The organism is Undibacterium parvum, assembly GCF_003955735.1.
Classification (GTDB): domain Bacteria; phylum Pseudomonadota; class Gammaproteobacteria; order Burkholderiales; family Burkholderiaceae_D; genus Undibacterium; species Undibacterium parvum.
Genome location: NZ_CP034464.1, coordinates 3,758,177 through 3,776,302, shown reverse-complemented (window position 1 = coordinate 3,776,302; position 18,126 = coordinate 3,758,177). Strand labels below are relative to the sequence as shown.

General features: G+C 47.9%; 13 protein-coding genes and 2 pseudogenes. 3 read left to right on the top strand and 12 right to left on the bottom strand.

What is annotated here, in order from left to right:
- Positions 1–12: 12 nt before the first annotated feature.
- The 8 genes and pseudogenes from EJN92_RS16515 to EJN92_RS16480 all read right to left on the bottom strand — a co-directional run bounded on the left by EJN92_RS16515 (position 13) and on the right by EJN92_RS16480 (position 7,603).
- Positions 13–771 carry a 3-hydroxyacyl-CoA dehydrogenase gene (locus EJN92_RS16515; protein WP_126128819.1) on the bottom strand — a complete coding sequence of 253 codons (759 nt, stop codon included), beginning with the start codon at positions 769–771 and terminating at the stop codon, positions 13–15.
- Positions 772–1,028: 257 nt separating this feature from the next.
- Positions 1,029–3,205, bottom strand: a pseudogene (locus tag EJN92_RS16510) (sodium-translocating pyrophosphatase).
- 297 nt (positions 3,206–3,502) lie between these two features.
- Positions 3,503–4,159 carry an adenylate kinase gene (adk, locus tag EJN92_RS16505; RefSeq protein ID WP_126128818.1) on the bottom strand — a complete coding sequence of 219 codons (657 nt, stop codon included), beginning with the start codon at positions 4,157–4,159 and terminating at the stop codon, positions 3,503–3,505.
- 306 nt (positions 4,160–4,465) lie between these two features.
- A complete protein-coding gene (gene kdsB, locus EJN92_RS16500) occupies positions 4,466–5,212 on the bottom strand; it encodes a 3-deoxy-manno-octulosonate cytidylyltransferase (RefSeq protein WP_126128817.1) in 747 nt (248 codons plus the stop codon).
- 3 nt (positions 5,213–5,215) lie between these two features.
- On the bottom strand, positions 5,216–5,398 hold the full coding sequence (locus EJN92_RS16495; RefSeq protein WP_126128816.1) for a Trm112 family protein: 183 nt from the start codon (positions 5,396–5,398) through the stop codon (positions 5,216–5,218).
- A gap of 1 nt (position 5,399) precedes the next feature.
- On the bottom strand, positions 5,400–6,413 hold the full coding sequence (gene lpxK, locus EJN92_RS16490) for a tetraacyldisaccharide 4'-kinase (protein WP_126128815.1): 1,014 nt from the start codon (positions 6,411–6,413) through the stop codon (positions 5,400–5,402).
- Between the two features lie 133 nt (positions 6,414–6,546).
- Positions 6,547–6,996, bottom strand: a complete 450-nt coding sequence (locus EJN92_RS16485) for an ExbD/TolR family protein (protein ID WP_126128814.1) — start codon at positions 6,994–6,996, stop codon at positions 6,547–6,549.
- Between the two features lies 1 nt (position 6,997).
- Positions 6,998–7,603, bottom strand: coding sequence for a MotA/TolQ/ExbB proton channel family protein (locus tag EJN92_RS16480; protein ID WP_126128813.1), 606 nt, complete (start codon positions 7,601–7,603; stop codon positions 6,998–7,000).
- A gap of 1,702 nt (positions 7,604–9,305) precedes the next feature.
- On the opposite strand from EJN92_RS16480, the gene xseA reads away from it, so the two are divergent.
- Together xseA and sodB are read left to right on the top strand one after the other, a co-directional pair.
- A complete protein-coding gene (gene xseA / locus EJN92_RS16475; RefSeq protein WP_126128812.1) occupies positions 9,306–10,685 on the top strand; it encodes an exodeoxyribonuclease VII large subunit in 1,380 nt (459 codons plus the stop codon).
- Between the two features lie 139 nt (positions 10,686–10,824).
- Positions 10,825–11,403, top strand: coding sequence for a superoxide dismutase [Fe] (sodB, locus tag EJN92_RS16470; RefSeq protein ID WP_126128811.1), 579 nt, complete (start codon positions 10,825–10,827; stop codon positions 11,401–11,403).
- Positions 11,404–11,808: 405 nt separating this feature from the next.
- Here sodB and EJN92_RS16465 read toward each other — a convergent pair whose 3' ends face one another.
- On the bottom strand, positions 11,809–12,054 hold the full coding sequence (locus EJN92_RS16465; protein WP_322348664.1) for a hypothetical protein: 246 nt from the start codon (positions 12,052–12,054) through the stop codon (positions 11,809–11,811).
- 197 nt (positions 12,055–12,251) lie between these two features.
- On the opposite strand from EJN92_RS16465, the gene EJN92_RS16460 reads away from it, so the two are divergent.
- Entirely contained in the window at positions 12,252–12,728 is a 477-nt protein-coding gene (locus tag EJN92_RS16460; RefSeq protein WP_126128810.1) for a hypothetical protein, read from the top strand.
- A gap of 61 nt (positions 12,729–12,789) precedes the next feature.
- Here EJN92_RS16460 and EJN92_RS16455 read toward each other — a convergent pair whose 3' ends face one another.
- The 3 genes and pseudogenes from EJN92_RS16455 to EJN92_RS16445 form a co-directional block, all read right to left on the bottom strand.
- Complete coding sequence (locus tag EJN92_RS16455) at positions 12,790–13,746, bottom strand: chemotaxis protein (RefSeq protein WP_126128809.1); 957 nt, start codon at positions 13,744–13,746, stop codon at positions 12,790–12,792.
- A 141-nt stretch (positions 13,747–13,887) separates the two neighbouring features.
- Positions 13,888–15,257 (bottom strand): annotated as a pseudogene (ppnN, locus tag EJN92_RS16450) (nucleotide 5'-monophosphate nucleosidase PpnN).
- A 43-nt stretch (positions 15,258–15,300) separates the two neighbouring features.
- Positions 15,301–18,030, bottom strand: a complete 2,730-nt coding sequence (locus EJN92_RS16445; RefSeq protein ID WP_126128808.1) for a GGDEF domain-containing protein — start codon at positions 18,028–18,030, stop codon at positions 15,301–15,303.
- Positions 18,031–18,126 lie beyond the last annotated feature (96 nt).

Below are 18,126 nucleotides of genomic sequence, written 5' to 3'. Positions count from 1 at the left end.
TTACAACATAATTTATTTTGCCTGCATGCGTATAGCACCATCAAGACGTATGGTCTCACCATTGAGCATAACGTTTTCTATTATGGCTTTGGCGAGATGCGCATACTCATCCGGCTTACCTAGGCGCGATGGGAACGGCACCATCTTACCTAAAGCATCTTGTACTTCCTGTGGCATACCCAACAACATAGGGGTTTCAAAGATACCCGGAGCAATGGTCATCACGCGAATACCGTTGCGAGAGAGGTCGCGTGCCATAGGCAAGGTCAAACCAACCACCGCTGCCTTGGATGAGGCATAAGCAGCCTGTCCCATTTGTCCGTCATACGCAGCTACCGAAGCGGTGTTAATAATGATGCCGCGTTCGTTATCGCTGCTCGCCTCGGTTTTACCCATAGCTTCAGCGGCCAGTCGCGCCATATTGAAGGTGCCAACCAGGTTGATATTCACGGTACGCTGGAAAATTTCTAAAGGATGTGCTCCATCTTTGCCGACTGTTTTAATCGCAGGTGCAACTCCAGCGCAATTAATCAAGCCACGCAGAGTTCCCATAGAGATCGCGGCGTCGACTGCCGCTTTGCCATCAGTTTCTGAAGTGACATCGCATTTGATAAATTGTGCGCCTAGTTCGGCTGCCAACTTCTCACCTTGTTCAACTTGCACATCGGCCAATACCACTTTACCGCCATTGGCAACGATCATGCGCGCGGTTGCTGCGCCCAGGCCCGAAGCGCCACCAGTAATGATGAAAACATTATTTTGAATTTGCATTTTGCCATCTCTTTCAAGATTAGATTGATCGCCAGTGACGAGCATGCATCTCAAGATGTAAGCTCGAACTGATCCTTACTGTAAAGGCACTCCAACAAATTTACGAGTATCCCAACATTGACACTTACGCTTAAGTTTAAACTTACGTTTATCTTTACGTTTACGTAAACGTCACTCAACGCGTATTGTAACCAATTTCTAGCGACAAACATCAAAAAAGGCAGCACGCAGCTGCCTTTTTTGATCGATTAAATCGCCTACTTCGATGTGGCTGTTGCGGCTGATGAGGCCGCAGCGGGAACAAATACCGCCGCAGAACTTGATTCTACTTGCTGTACGGCAGCGTGTGGCGCAACTGCTGGTGCATCGGCCCAAGGCAACAGTGGAAACAAGGGCACCAATAACAATGCCACGATATTAATAATTTTGATCAGAGGATTGACTGCCGGACCTGCCGTATCCTTGTATGGATCACCGACGGTGTCACCAGTCACCGCTGCCTTGTGAGCCTCAGATCCCTTGCCACCAAAATGACCATCCTCAATATATTTTTTCGCATTATCCCAGGCACCACCGCCAGTTGTCATCGAGATGGCGACGAACAAGCCAGTGACGATAGTCCCCATTAACATCCCTCCTAAAGCCGCCGGCCCAAGTACTAAGCCAACCACAATCGGCACCACCACAGGCAATAGAGAAGGCAAAATCATCTCTTTAATCGCCGAAGCGGTTAGCATATCCACCGCTTTATCGTATTCCGGCTTACCGCTACCATCCATGATGCCCTTGATTTCACGAAATTGCCGGCGCACCTCCACTACCACGGCACCAGCCGCACGTCCTACCGCTTCCATCGCCATCGCACCAAACAGGTAGGGAATCAGACCACCGATAAATAAGCCGACGATCACTCTAGGATCCGATAAATCGAACGAGACCTGCAGCCCAACTGAGGACAAAGCATGCGTGTAATCTGCGAACAAAACCAAGGCGGCCAGACCGGCCGAACCTATCGCATAACCTTTGGTCACTGCTTTGGTGGTGTTGCCGACTGCATCGAGTGGATCGGTAATAGCACGTACAGATTCTGGCATACCCGACATTTCAGCAATACCGCCTGCGTTATCGGTAATCGGTCCGTAAGCGTCTAGTGCAACAATAATGCCGGCCATAGACAACATCGAGGTGGCGGCAATTGCGATGCCATACAAACCGGCATCGCACATTTGCCCCAGTTTATACGAGACTAAAATCGCAGCGCACACCGCCAATACAGGATACGCGGTTGATTTCATGGAGACGCCCAAGCCGGCAATAATATTTGTGCCATGGCCAGTGGTCGATGCCTCGGCGATATGGCGTACCGGTTTGAAGTCGGTACCGGTGTAGTATTCAGTTATGTAGACCATTAGCCCAGTCAATACAATGCCAACGATGGCAGACCCCATCATAGGCACGCGCATATTTTCAGGCAACAGCATCCAAGTCACCACCGCAAAACCGATCAAAGAAAGGCCAGCCGCCCACCAGAGCCCCGTATAGAGCGCCGACATGATTTTTTTACCGGGAGTATGTTTCACCATAGAGCAGCCGACGATAGAGGCAGGAATCGAGACCGCACCCAACAACAGCGGATACATAATCGCCGCCGTGGTCGCCTTGGTGATCATCAAAGCGCCTAACAACATAGTCGCGATCAATGTCACGACATAGGTCTCAAATAAATCGGCCGCCATACCGGCGCAATCACCGACATTGTCACCGACGTTATCGGCAATCACGGCAGGGTTACGCGGATCGTCCTCCGGAATACCTGCTTCCACTTTACCGACCAGATCGGCACCGACGTCAGCACCTTTGGTAAAGATACCCCCCCCAAACGAGCGAAGATAGAAATCAGGGATGCGCCAAACGCCAAGCCTATCAGCGGTTTGATGACATCGTGTTCAGTGACCGTATGTCCGAGACCGTGCGGCGCAGATGCCATCAGCACCCAATAGAAGCCCGTGACACCCAATAACCCGAGGCCAACTACCAGCATGCCGGTAATCGCCCCGCCCTTGAACGCGACGTCGAGCGCCTGATTCATGCCTTGAGTGGCGGCTTGCGCGGTTCTGACGTTGGCCCGTACCGAGACATTCATGCCTATGAAACCACAAGCACCTGACAATACGGCACCAATTAAAAATCCCATCGCCGGTAAAGCACCCAAGCCAGGCAAGGCCCAGATCAAAATAAACAAAACGGTGCCAACAATGGCAATAGTTCGGTACTGCCTGGCAAGATAGGCGGCCGCACCCTCTTGTATCGCTTTGGCAATTTCTTGCATACGCGCGTTGCCGGCATCTTGCTTCAAGATCCAGCTACGTGAGATTAAACCGTAAAGCACCGCGATTACACCGCATGCGACGACGAACCAAAGACTAGCTACCATGTTGACTCCTCCAATTGTTATGGGCTTGGTCTTGGCCTTGCATGGGTAATGCAAGACCAAGCCTTATGAAACACAGCGACAAAGCAAAACAACGACGATACTTCACTGCCTCAAGCAAACTGCTCTAACGCAATAAAAACTGCACACTGCAACACTTTTATGCCACCTTGCTAGCTAGCAGTCTGCATGCATGCAAACTGAGCCTGGGCTGGCGTATCATTTTTTCATATAACAACTAAAAGAAGTTCTGACAATTCTTGGTGCAAAAAAAAGCGGACACTCAGGTCCGCTTTACTTTTATTCAGACAGTGCCGCGAACGCACTGTCGCGAATTGCCTCAACCGGGCCTACGCCGGCGATTTTGCGATATTTAGGCGCGCCTGGTTTGCCAGATTTTGCCCAATCACCATAGTAGCCAACCAAGACTTCAGTTTGCTCATGGTAGACAGCCAAGCGCTTGGTGACGGTTTCTACTTTATCGTCATCACGTTGGATTAACTCTTCACCAGTCTCATCATCGCGGCCTTCAACTTTTGGCGGATTGAATTTGACATGATAGGTACGCCCCGAACCGGAATGAACACGACGACCGCTCATGCGTTCGACAATTGCGCTGTCTGGTACATCAATTTCCAATACGTAATCGATACTCACTCCAGCATCTTTCATCGCATCGGCTTGTGGCGTGGTGCGTGGAAAACCATCGAACAAATAACCGTTAGCGCAATCCGCCTGAGTCAATCTGTCTTTGACCAAGCCTATGATGATGTCATCAGAGACCAAGCCACCGGCATCCATGACTTTTTTGGCTTCGATACCGAGAGCTGTACCGGCCTTGACTGCAGCGCGTAACATGTCTCCGGTAGAAATTTGAGGAATATTGTATTTTTCCTTGATATAAGTGGCTTGTGTACCCTTACCTGCTCCTGGTGCTCCCAACAAAATAAGACGCATTTTATTTCCTAAGACGAGTTTGAATTATTTAAGTTTTTGCTTGTTTTTGCTTGTATTTGCCGCATTCAGCTAAACCATCAGCTGAGTATATGCGTCATCTACGATTTACTTGATTTGATATTACTAGTTTAAGTTGCTGTATTTATTTTATTTTGCACTAGTAATATCACAGATTCTTTTCACGAAACTTACCACAGATTTTTAGTTAATTGATGCTTTGCCACCATATTGCATCGATATGCAACGTTATCCCACAATCTCGCCGGAATTTCGCTGTAATTTCGCTGCAATTTCCATCCCTAACACTCAATAAAACTGCCTGACCCGCTCTAAATCTTCCGGCGTATCCACACCAGGTGCAGGGCTCGCTGCACTCACGTGTACAGCGATCGCATGTCCATTCCACAACACCCGCAATTGCTCTAGCGCCTCTATCTGTTCCAGTGGCGATATTTCCAGCAAGGGATAGGCTTGCAAGAAATCGTTGCGGTAGGCATACAAACCTATATGGCGTAAAGGCGCATAACCAGCGGGCAAGGCATCGCGATTCAAGGCAAAAGCATCCCTATCCCAGGGGATAGTCGCACGCGAAAAATACATGGCACGCCCCTGCTTATCCAGCACCACTTTCACCACATTCGGATTAAACACATCTTGCACGCCGTCTAAAGCATGCGCGGCGGTTGCCATAGGCACACTCTGACTCACCAAATTAGCGGTAGCACGGATCAGATCCGGGTCTATCAGAGGTTCATCGCCCTGCACATTGACCACCACAGCATCGGCCGCCAAGCCCATGTTGGCGGCAACTTCGGCAATTCTATCGGTGCCGGAAGGGTGATCGGCACGCGTCATGCAGGCGGCAATGCCGTGCGCTTTACAGGCCGCGAGAATATCAAGATGGTCAGTCGCCACCATAATCTGGCTGGCACCGGATAATAAGGCGCGCTCAGCAGTGCGCACTACCATAGGCTTGCCGCCCAGATCGGCCAGCGGCTTATTCGGCAGGCGGCTAGAGGCCATGCGGGCTGGAATAATGACAGTAAAACCCATGTCTTACTTGGCCCGTTCAGTCGCGGCCAAGCTACGCGCCTGATCGCTCCACATGATAGGAATCCCATCTCGGATAGGAAAAGCCAGCGCATCTGCATTGCAGACTAATTCTTGCGCGGCCTTGTCGTAGACCAAGGGGCCTTTACACAAAGGGCAAACCAAAACATCGAGCAAACGTGCGTCCATCTTATTTCTCCGCAATCATAGTGAGTATTTGCGCCGCAAATTTTGCATCCAGTTGTGCGCTCACAGGCACCACCCAGATGCGCGCATCGTCGCGCAATTCGGCTATCTGACGACATTTTACTGCATCCTTTTCAGTGATCAGGATGATATCTGCCTCAATCGCACGAAAAGTTTCATTGGTAAACGCATGGTGATCCTGCAGCGCCAGCTGATCGAACTGCAAACCCGCAGCGCGCAACATTGCAAAATAACGCTCAGGATGACCTATCCCGGCTGCCGCAGTAATCCGGCGGCCGCGCATCTGCTGCAAACTGCTTTTTTGCTCGGGTAGCGCAAGACAAAATAAAGTATCAGGAATCAGTTGCATACGTTGCACCTGCTCGCCAATTCCCGCCACGCTCAGCCCCAGCGGAGCATTGAGAACAGTAAAGTCGCGCCGCCGCGTGCCTGGCTCGCGCAAGGGTCCAGCTGGTAATAAAAAGCCATTGCCAAGACCGCGTTGATCAAACATCAGGATTTCGACATCGCGCACCAAGGCATAATGCTGCAAACCGTCATCCGAAATAATCACATCGGTCTCTGGATAGGCGGCTAATAAAGCGCGTCCGGCAGCCACTCGGTCGCGCCCCACCATCACTGGGCAAGCCGCACGCAGCGCTATCAATAAGGGCTCATCGCCGACCTCGCTGGCCAAGGAATCAGCCCGCACTTCCGAGATCGTTTCGGCACTGGCACCATAACCGCGCGAAATCACACCCGGATGTTTGCCAGCCAATTTTAATTGCTGCGCCAGCCAGATCACCAATGGCGTCTTGCCGGTACCACCGATAAAGATATTCCCAACCATGATCACCGGCACCGCTAAGCGCGTTTGCGAGGTATAGCCGAGCATGATCAAGCCCAGTCTAAACTGTATGATTAGTTGAAACAGCTTGGAGACTGGCCAGAACAAGCAGGCCAGCACGCCGCGCCGCAACCAAGCACGTAATAAAGCTGCTTCGAGTAGCGCACGCAAGGGGATAAACTCCGCATAAAAGCACTAGGGCCGGTTAACATACTCCCACCCAGTACCAGATAAAATTTTAAAATGCCCACATAGAATATGCGCAATAGGGGAGTAAACACCGATACTCCCCTATAAGGGTCAATTACTTAGATTTGGCCGAGGCCTGCGCAGCAAAGGTGACTTTGGCTAAACCAGCTAGTCGCGCCGCTTCCAAGACATCGATCACCGACTGATGCGTGGCTGCTCTATCGGCATTGATGATGACGATAGGATCATGTTGCGCACCATCCTTGGCCGTATCCATAGCGCTGGCAGCTTGCTTCAGATCTTGTGCCAGCGTGGCAGTATCTAAGAACGATACGGCTTGGCTATTGATTTTATAGCGCCCTTGCGCATCGATGCCGATCTCGATCTGGTTTGGTTTATCCTGCGCCTTTTCAGCATCCGCGGTCGGCAGCGTGATTTGCAATTCAGTAAAACGACTATAGGTCGTTGTCACCATCAGGAAAATCAAAATCACCAGCAAGACGTCGATAAAAGGAATCAGGTTAATCTCGGGGTCTTCCCTGCCCTTGCCTTTGCGAAAATTCATCTTATTTTCTCGCGCTATGAACAGTATCGACAAACTTCACCGCTTGCTGCTCCATATCGACTACTAAGCTATCGACCAGAGCGCGGAAATGACGGTAAAAAATCAAAGCAGGCATGGCGATTAGCAGACCAAAACCGGTGTTATACAATGCCACCGAAATTCCATGCGCCAGTTGCGCAGGATTGGCACCGGCCGAAGTTTGGGATCCAAAAATCTCTATCATACCAACAACGGTACCGAACAAGCCCATCAAAGGCGCCAGCGACGCAATCGTTCCCAAAGTCGTCAAAAAGCGCTCCAGATCATGGGCCACGCCGCGACCAGCTTCTTCAATCGACTCCTTCATGACTTCTCTAGGCGCATTCACATTGCGCAAACCCGCTGCAAGGACTTTGCCCAAAGGCGAATTGCTTGCCAATTGATCGATCACTTCTTGCTTGATCTTGCCAGAGTGGTAGACACGGATCACCTCATCGAGCAAGGTCTTAGGCAAGATGCGTTGACGTCGCAAGGACAGCGCGCGCTCCAGAATCAGCGCCAGAGCGATAATCGAGGAAATGAGTAAAAGATAAATAGGCCAACCAGCAGCTTGAATAATGGCAAACAAATGAAACTCCTCAGGGTATGAATCCAACCCCGCAATGTAGCTTAGTGTGTCTCTATGAGCAAGTAGATGCAGAGGAAATTTCAGAATATTTCTCCACGCTTGCTAATAGGCAGGTCAAACTAGGTGCAAGTAGAACTCTTAGTTTTACACATATTTTGTGTGAAAGCCTGTGGATATCTAGAGCAACGCACGCTAAGTGATTGATTTACATATAAATTAATGGTCTGCAACAAAAATAATCACGCTCACAAAAGGAAAAATTCGCAAACGTACCAGCAACTAGCGGATGAATCTCAGCCCTGGTTTTACACAGTTTATGTGGACAAAATTGTGAACAAGCCAAGAGCACATTGCTAAGTTGATGATTTCAATAAGTATTTACTCTCTGCTCAAGAATGTAGCAACACCCCGATTTGCGCCAATATAGTGAGCAAATGTCGCTTTTAAGTCACGCATGCATGACTGAGGCAAAGTTTTTCACATTTATTGTGGATAAGTGTGTGCAGCAATCTTGGGAATAAAGATAAAGCCATGATTTAACAGCTGATTTTATCATCGCTTAGAAAACAGGCAAGCCTACAATTACTGCCTTTAATTACCTAAAACGCAAAGTTTTCCCGGTAAAAAGTCTTTGACATCAGTCGCACACCAGATTCTGCACATTTTTTGTGGACAAGATTGTGCAAAAGCATGGGCACAAACACTAAGCCATTGATTTTATTCTTTATTTTCATAGTGCCTTAGATTTAGGCACGGCTCAAAGTACATGTTCCAAGACATCGCGCTCGATTCCAGGAAAATCGAAAAATATAATTTATTCATATTTCTGCACATATTTTGTGGATAAGATTGTGTGCAAAAGAAATTTACGAGGCTAAGAGCATGATTTCAAACAGTATTTAATGACTGCTAGGAATTTAAGCAGCCTCAGGTTTTTTCCGTGAAAAATTATATCCGTAAAGAAACTTGGCCTGGCACTCTATGCCTGTACATTTCCACACATATTTTGTGGACAAGATTGTGTACAAAGCGAACATTAGTAGCTAAGCAATTGATTTTAATCATTATTTGTCGCCTGCTCAAGAATCATGCAGTAGCGCACTTTCTTCAAATAAAAATATTAAATAAATAATATAACTGGATTTACGACTTTAGCGGAAAAGTTCTTCACATTTTCTGTGGATAAATCCGCTATAAAAACTAAAAAACAATTATAAGCACATGATTTAAATCACTATTTATAAACTGCTCTAAAATTAAACAATCCCGAAAAACAGGTATTTATCCACAGAAAAATTATTTGAATATACATAGTTTGATTTTCAAGATCTTATTTCCACACATATTTTGTGGACAAGATTGTGTACAAAGCTTGCGTAGGGAATTAAGTCTTTGATTTTATTAAAGATTCTTCCACTGCAACTAAATGAGGCAGGCATTTATCCAAGTTTTTCGTGAAATTTAATCCGACTATTTCCCGTATTTCTGTGGATAAGTTTGTGCACAAGCGCGCTTACGAATAGGCAAGTCCTTGATACATAAGCTTTTTATGATACTGCTCAAAGGATAGGCAAAATTACTTTATCTATAAAAATCAAGCGCTTAGTATATTTTTCCAAGTTTTTTTTGACATCAGCTGGGCTTGATGACATCCTAGCGAGCATTTCACGCAACTGTGGACAGCTTTTACCCTGCCGCCCTTATGAATCCTGAATCACCCACCTCAAATCCGCTCGCCAATAACGCAGTCATCACCGTCTCGGCGCTCAACCAGGCGGTGGCGCAATTGCTAGAACGCAATTTCCCGCTGAGCTGGATCTCTGGCGAGATCTCAAATTTCACCCGCGCCGCCTCAGGTCATTGGTACTTCAGCCTAAAAGACAGTGCGGCACAGGTCAAAGCGGTGATGTTTCGTGGCCGCGCACAATACGCCGACTTCATCCCGCGCGAAGGCGACAAGGTCGAAGTAAGAGCTTTAGTCAGTCTGTATGCGCCGCGTGGTGACTACCAAATTAATGTAGAGGCAATACGCCGTGCCGGAGTTGGCAATCTGTATGAGGCGTTTTTGCAACTAAAAGCTAAGCTGGCTAGCGAAGGCCTGTTCGATACCGCGAATAAGCGTGCCATTCCAACATTTGTACGCTGCGTAGGCATAGTCACCAGTCTACAAGCGGCGGCCTTACGCGACGTCCTCGCAGCCCTTAAGAGGCGCGCACCCCACGTGCAAGTGATACTGTATCCAAGCCCAGTACAGGGCGAAGGCGCTGCTGAAAAAATTGCCCAGGCCATTGCCACCGCTTCTGCTCGCGAAGAATGTGATGTATTGCTGGTCTGTCGTGGCGGCGGCAGCATAGAGGATCTTTGGTCATTTAACGCTGAAATCGTGGCACGTACGATTGCCCATTGCAGCATGCCAGTCATTAGTGGAGTGGGACACGAGACCGATTTCACCATCGCCGATTTTGCCGCTGACCTGCGCGCAGCCACTCCCACTGCCGCAGCCGAGCTTGCCGCTGGCGCACGCAGCGATTTTTTAGCAGAACTCAGGCTAAACCAAATTTCTTTACAGCGCGCGATGCAAAGAAGCCTAGCGACACAAGCACAAACCCTGGACTGGACTGCTCGTCGCTTGCTCAGCCCTGGGGCCGCGATCGCCAGTAAACGACTGCAATTACAAAACTGCGCGCAACGCTTACGCTACGCCAGCCATATGCCCTTGCAACAAGCGCAAACAGTACTTGGCCAATGGCGCGCACGCCTAAGCGCACAGCGCCCCGATAGCGCTACCGCAAACTTACACCTGCAAGCACTACAACGCCGACTCACGGATGCCAGCCTACGCCGTGTACAGCAGCAGCAGAGCACCCTCGCGCACCTGCAAGCACAATTAGAATTACTCAATCCGCAACGCACCCTAGAACGTGGCTACGTGATCTTGAGCGACCACAAGGGCAAGCTGATACGTTCCAGCGCAGAGATCAAGCCAAATAGTCTGTTGCATCTGCGCACCGCCATCGACCACGCAGAGTTGGGCATCAGTTCGGTCCAGCGCACGTTGGCCATCATGGGCGATCAAAGCTAGCGAAGTCGTTCGGGCGTAACCAAGCGCTGCCATAAAATCAAGCGATTGCTGCAAGCATTTGCACAAACGCTTACAATGCTGTTTTTACCGTTTCAGTTAATGAAACGACAGCCCACCGCAATCAAAACAAGGATGCACTATGGAACATACCCTCCCGGCACTGCCCTATGCAATGGACGCTCTGGCGCCACATATCTCCAAAGAAACTCTGGAATATCACTACGGTAAGCATCACCAGACCTATGTGACGAATCTGAACAACCTGATCAAGGGTACAGAATTCGAAAACGCCACTTTAGAAGAAATCGTTAAAAAATCTTCTGCCGGCGTTTTCAATAATTCGGCCCAAATCTGGAATCACACTTTCTACTGGAACGGTCTCAAGCCTAACGGCGGCGGCGCAGCAACTGGCGCGATCGCTGATGCGATCAATGCCAAGTGGGGCTCGTTTGATGCATTCAAAGATGCATTCACTAAGTCTTGTGTAGGTAATTTCGGTTCTAGCTGGACTTGGTTGGTGAAAAAAGCAGATGGCACTTTGGACATCGTTAACACCTCCAACGCAGCGACACCGTTGACAACAACAGACACACCATTGTTGACTTGCGATCTGTGGGAGCACGCTTATTACATCGACTATCGCAATGCGCGTCCAAAATATCTGGAAGCATTCTGGTCTTTGGTTAACTGGGATTTTGCCAACGCAAACCTGGCATAAGCAAGCCTAATCTCCCCGCTATGCATAGCGGGGACAATAAAAAAACTGCGTTGATTTATATCAAAGCAGTTTTTTTCGTTTTGAACTGACCATGGTTTGGCAAAGCAGATGCCAGCGAAAAACTAGTGCGCTGACAGCGCTAGCCTCCAAGAAGATTGCCATACTGGGCTTAATTGAGCTTAATTGGGCTTAATTGAGCTTAACTGGAAGCAACTTTACCTTGCCGTGTCACGGCAGTGATGGAAGTTCTGATCGCCTTGGCGTGTGCATCCATGATTGCCAAGAAAAATAGAGCAAAATACCACTAGTCAGGCCCGCCATACCCAATGAGCACCTTACATCGTCGAAGTAAGGCCGCACCCGGACATGTGCGGCAAAGTCTGAGGTAAGGAAGAAAAATACAGTTTATTTACGATAAATTTCTGGTCTAGATTTATTTCTTTGTTCGAAAACCAATTTTGCATCGTGCATGGCGCGGGAAGGATTGCGCATTTCCACATGTTCATCATGCAAAACAAAGAAGTTGGCTGCTTGCGCGCGCATTACGTATTTGATAGCGGCATCATCGGTTAAATCGTACATTTCCGTTAACAAAGTAGTCACTTCATCCAGATACTCTTCATACGTCATTTGTTTTTCTGCGGCAGTCATTTTTCATCCTCAATCAGTTGGTATTTTTAATAAGCCCGATATGGTACATCACATGCTTGCTCTGGGGATTGGTAACGGCATGTAATTGCATCAGCAATAAGCGCATTTCCGTTCTAAAATGAAGCCTGTGTGGCTAAGTGTTTTATTATTGACACTAAGATAGAATGCCGCAAGTAATTTTTCTCGCGAGGTGTAGCATGAAATGGATAAATACAGTAAGTCGTAGTGCGCTAATTTTATTGGCCCTAGCCAGCGCCGCACCGGCATCTGCGCATGGATATGGGCGTGGCTATGGAAATGGATATTATGGCCCCAGGCTAAGTTTTGGAGTAGGTTTAGGAGTTGGAATTGCACTGAGCCCCTATCCTTCGTATTACAGCCCTTACTATGGCAACAGCTATTACGGCAGCCCTTATTACAGCAATCCTTACTACGCACGCCCTTACTATCCCTACACTCGTGAAGTGGTGGTGAATACCATCTATACTTCGGCGCCCATCACGGTTTACCCAGAGCGTAGCTATACCGTAAGCTCAGGACCTTCACAACCAGTAACAAGCACGTCAGGACCTGAATCGGGAGATACATCAAGTTGGTATTATTGCCACAATCCAGACGGGTTTTATCCTTCGATTAAAGCCTGCTCCTCCGGTTGGCAGCGAGTAGCAAAGTAAGCGCCTAGTAAGCGTTAAAAAAAAGGACGCTAACGCGTCCTTTTTTCATTCTATTAAGATCTCAATTCCCAACCACTTTACGAATTGTTGTCGCCAATTCTTCAGCGACAAATTTTGCAACATAGGCATCTGCGCCTACGCTCTTGACATGCTCTTCATTGGTCGAACCTGACAAGGACGAATGTATAACCACAGGTAAATCTTTAAAGCGCTCATCTTGCTTGATATTCCGGGTCAAAGTAAAACCATCCATTTCCGGCATTTCTAAGTCAGTTAAGACCATGGCAACTTTGTCGCGTATCGTCTTACCCTCGGCTTGTGCCGCAACATGCATGGATTGCAATTTATCCCATGCTTCCTTACCTGTTTTTGTCATTATGTAATGCGCACCGATCGCATCAAGAGCCTGACCGATCAAACCACGCGCCACCGCAGAATCATCCGCTGCCAAGATTACCGAACCTGGTTTGATGATCAATTTGGCGCCTATCGTCTCACTATCTACATCTTTTGTATCTCTCGGTGTCATCTGACGTAAGATCTGCTCTACGTCTAGCACCTGGGCCAATCGAGTATCTTCGGCATCACCGTCTAAGCGAGCGATACTAGTGACCATGCCACCTGCTGTGCTTGCCTCCGCAGACAAAACCTGACTCCACTCCAACCGCACAATTTCTTCCACCGACTCAACCGCGAAACCTTGCGTAGAGCGAGCGAATTCGGTCACCAGCATAATATTCAAACCTGTTTTGGGCGTGCAACCAACGACTGATGGCAAATCAATCACCGGAATAATCTGCCCACGTAAATTCACCACACCTAAATTATGCGGAAGCGCCCCAGCTACCGTTGTAATGATAGGCATCGCAACAATTTCGCGCACTTTGAAAACATTAATACCAAACAATTCAGAACGACCATGCAAACCACTTTCCCCCAAACGAAAGAGTAAAAGCTCAAATTTATTGGAACTGATTAAATTGGTACGTTCATCGACATCGTGCTGTACGGTACTCATATCTATCATCCTCATGGGTTGGTGCGGCGATCTTGGAAGCAAAGCATAGGCTACTCTGCAGTAATTTTTTATTATCCTACTTTTTTTGAAAAAACACTAAATAATTGTCAGTCTGAAATCATTAATAAGCTAATTATTCGCTTATTTTATAACTCTATAACAAGGTGTATAGGTTTTTCCAGGCAATTTCATACGATTATGCGCCACAAATGAACTTAATAAAGCATCCATGGCTTCCATGATGGCAATGTCACCAGTAATTTCAAAGTGCCCAAATTTTTCTATGGCGCGTATACCTTGATCCTTGACATTTCCCGCTACCACGCCAGAAAAAGCGCGCCGCAAATTAGCAGCGAGTAGATGCGCCTCTTGATTTTTGTGCAATTCAAGATTGCGCATGTTTTCATGAGTAGGGTCAAACGGCTTTTGAAACTCAGGGTCTATCTTGAGTAACCAATTGAAGTAATAGGCATCGCCCTTCAGCTTACGGAAATCTCTGACTTTTTTTATCCCTGCGAGTATTTCTTGCGCGACTAAAGCGGGGTTATTGACGATGATCTGATAGCGTTGCTGCGCCAGAGGTCCCAGAGTTTCGCCAATAAATTGATCGATTTTCTGGAAATAATCTTTGGCACTCTCTGGCCCTGTAAAAATCAATGGAAAAGGCAAATCCTGATTATCAGGATGCAGCAATATGCCTAGCAAATATAAAATTTCCTCAGCAGTTCCCGCCCCCCGGGAAACACCACGATCGCGTGGCCGATCCGAACAAAGGCCTCCAGGCGCTTCTCTATGTCCGGCAAGATAACCAGATCATTGACGATAGGATTCGGGGCCTCTGCTGCAATAATGCCAGGCTCAGTAATTCCCAGGTAACGACCGCGAGCAAGCCTTTGTTTTGCATGCCCTATGGTTGCCCCTTTCATCGGTCCTTTCATCGCACCAGGACCGCATCCCGTGCAAATATCCATGCCGCGCAAACCCAGGTGGTAACCGACTTGCTTGGTGTAATCGTACTCGATGCCAGAAATGGAATGCCCGCCCCAACAGACGACCAGATTAGGATTAACCTGAGGCTGGAGCAAATTAGCATTGCGTAGGATATGGAAAACCGCGTCACTGACACCTTCGGTCGTATCTAGATCGAATTTAGGATTATCTTCAATCTCGCCATGCAAAAATAGGATATCCCTTAACACCGCAAATAAATGCTCTTGTATCCCTTTAATCATGACCCCGTCAACAAAGGCGTTAGCTGGTGCTGCCTTGACGTCTAGCTTAATGCCGCGTTCGCGCTGAACAATACTGATATCAAAACTCTTATACCGCTCCAATAATTCTTTGCCATCATCTAAGCCGCTGCCACAATTAAGTACCGCCAAAGAACAACTGCGGAACAATTGATATAGACCGCCATGACTAGTATCGAGCAACTTCGCGATTTCAGCCTTAGATAAAACCTCTAAGCGCCCGTCCGGTGCAATTTGGGTATCGATAACTTGATATTTCATTTTATTCGCCTCTTTTGTTGGCATTATTAGATTGCACTATTCGTCAATTTATTGATTGTTTTTTTGTTAGTGCATCTATTACCAATTGGGGTGTTTTATTCGTAGCCAGCTTTAGTTCATTGTTAAGTATCGCGCCTTTCGGATCGTTCTTCAAGGTACAGAGTAATAATTCTGGCCATGCATGTTCTTCCGCAGACAATCCCACCCATCCGTTTCTTCCGGAATGCTTAACTGCATACAGGGCAATATCTGCAATATCTATCACCTCTTGCCAACTAACCGCACGTGGATGCGCCGTCACGAAAGGAAAACACGCATATCCTACCGAGCAAGTCTGCCGAATCAGCAAATCACCGTCTAGCAGAAAATTTTTGTCAGCCACCACCAAACGCACACGTTCGGCTAAGTCTGCAGCAATCTCTCTCGATGTTGCGCGCGCCACGATTAAAAATTCCTCACCGCCCCAGCGTATCAGATAATCGGTGTCACGAAACACCTGCTGCAGGCGTTCGCGAATTTGCACCAACACCGCATCGCCCGCAGCATGTCCATACTTATCGTTAATCTGTTTAAAATGATCCAAATCCACCAAAAACATAAGCAGATCGGCATCCTTGGGGATTCTATTTTTATCGTTGGGATTAAGTTGATAATGGCGAATACACAGCGCCACATCATTTTCTATATTTTGAATCAGAAATCTTCGATTCTTAAGTCCAGTCAACGGATCAGTTAAGCTGGTTTCTTCCAGTTCTTTTAAGGCCAGCTCCAATTGATCCTGAGTCTTTTGTAGCTGGTCATGCGCATACGCATTATCAAGTGCGATCGCGCCATATGCGCACAAGCTTCTAAAGATAAGTCGCTCCCGCTCGCCATATGCACCTGCATTTGTCGATTGTATGGCAATCACTCCCAACGCTCTATCTGCAATGATCAAGGGGCCAAACAAATTCGCTTGCGAACTCGTTGCGGATACATCGGACTCACAGACCAATTCGTCCCTTTGACCTATGCATAAAACCGCATTGCGCAATTTGTTTTCGTTTGGCGATAAGGTCGGCGAGATTGCGACGCCACCTTCCACACAATACGACAACTCAAGTTCACCACTTTTTGCAGTTATTAACCAGATGCATATATCCGCAGCCCCAAGTAAGCTTCCTAAATGACGCTGCAAACTTTGACAGACATTTTTGAAGTTCAAGTCCGCAGTAATCTCTTGTCCAACTTTAGCCAACAGCTTTAAAGTCTGCGAGGTTTCCAGTGATGCACTCGCCATTTGCTGATGATGGATAGCATCGGCCTTGGCGCGTTCGGTCTCATGCCTCACTTGCATTAACGTCGCCCAATTTTCGGCTTGCTTATTGCGTTCGCGACGGTCAGCTGCAATCGCTTTTTTTGCGTATTCAAACGCCTTCTTCCCTTGTTGCACGGCGGACCAAGCTTCTGCCAGCGACAACAATAATGTTGCTGGCGCTTGCCATCCCTGCAAGCCATTGCCAACAATGAGTGCCTCCTCCAAAAAATGTAAAACCAAATTCGGTGCGGCGATCTCAAACGAATATGGCAACTCATGACGAGCATAAATTTCTGCGAGTGCGACGCGTAAATCAATATGTAAAGTATCGCTAGACAACTCAATGATCAGCTGGCGTGCTTCATCGATCGCCATCAGTGCGGCCATCGGTTCGCCCGCTGCTGACAAAGCACGTGCCTGGCTAATCAAATGCTCAGCCAGATTCCCCCTGGAACCAGCGGCCCGATACAGTGCTATCGCCGTATCAAAATAAGCCGCGGCCTGTTTCGGCAGCCCTCGCAATAACAAGGTGGTTCCCAATTCAGCTTGGGCGATCGCAGTATGTATTCCATGATTACTTGCAATCAAGCCTTGCAGCGATTCCTCCAACACTTGCTGACTTTGCTCGAGTCGATTTAAGTGGCGTAATAGTTCACCAAAGCGCATCAAACTAAAGGCGATCATCAAAGGCCATTCAGTTTTACGCGCGCGCGTGACAGCCCAGTCATAAGAAGTGGCTGCAGCATCAAAATCGCCGAGCTTTTGCAGCGCCACTCCCGCATTACAGGCAGCCATAATCGCCAATCGTATTAAGCCTGCTTTTTGCGCTAACTCACTCGCTTGCGAATACAGCACTGCAGATCTAGCCACTTCGGTAGTAAATAGCAATTCAGCTTGCGTAGCCGCAATCAGCGCAGCCAGGGCCGGATGTTTCAGCTCATTTGTACTGACTAACAACATCAAATCTTTACGCGCCCGTTCAGGCTCAGAAAAAGCTAAGAGATAAATATGCCATGCCTGCGCCAGCAATATACGTAAAAGCTCACAGCCTTGTTCAAAGCGGCTCAATGCAGATTGGCTCGCACTGAGCGCGCGCTTCATATCACCTTGCTCCAGCGCGAGCACACTCTCCACCAAATAACTATCGCCTTCACCTGTCACATCAGCTTGCAATACAAAACCCGCCCTGGCAGCTAACAGCAATTGTTCAGCGAGCTCAAAGTCTCTAGTTAAGGCGGCAATTTCGGCTTGCGTTAATAGCAGACGACTTCGTACGACACGAGATTGATCTTCCGGCAAACTGCCACTAGTGATTAAGTACTCAGCTTCTTCTATTAAAGCTAGCGAAGCTTGACTATCTAATTGACGCAAATACCATGCGAGTGAGGCTAACACCTCGACCTGAGGAGCCCCAACCAAAGCACTGGCCTCGGGATGAAGACGACTTATCTCATCACTCAGTGCATATAAATTCATGGTGTTGCCATTCGAGATATTAATAATAGGATTTGAGATAAATAAAAGATGATTATTATGCACTCAAACTAGTAAGTTCCCTAACACTTCGCGTGA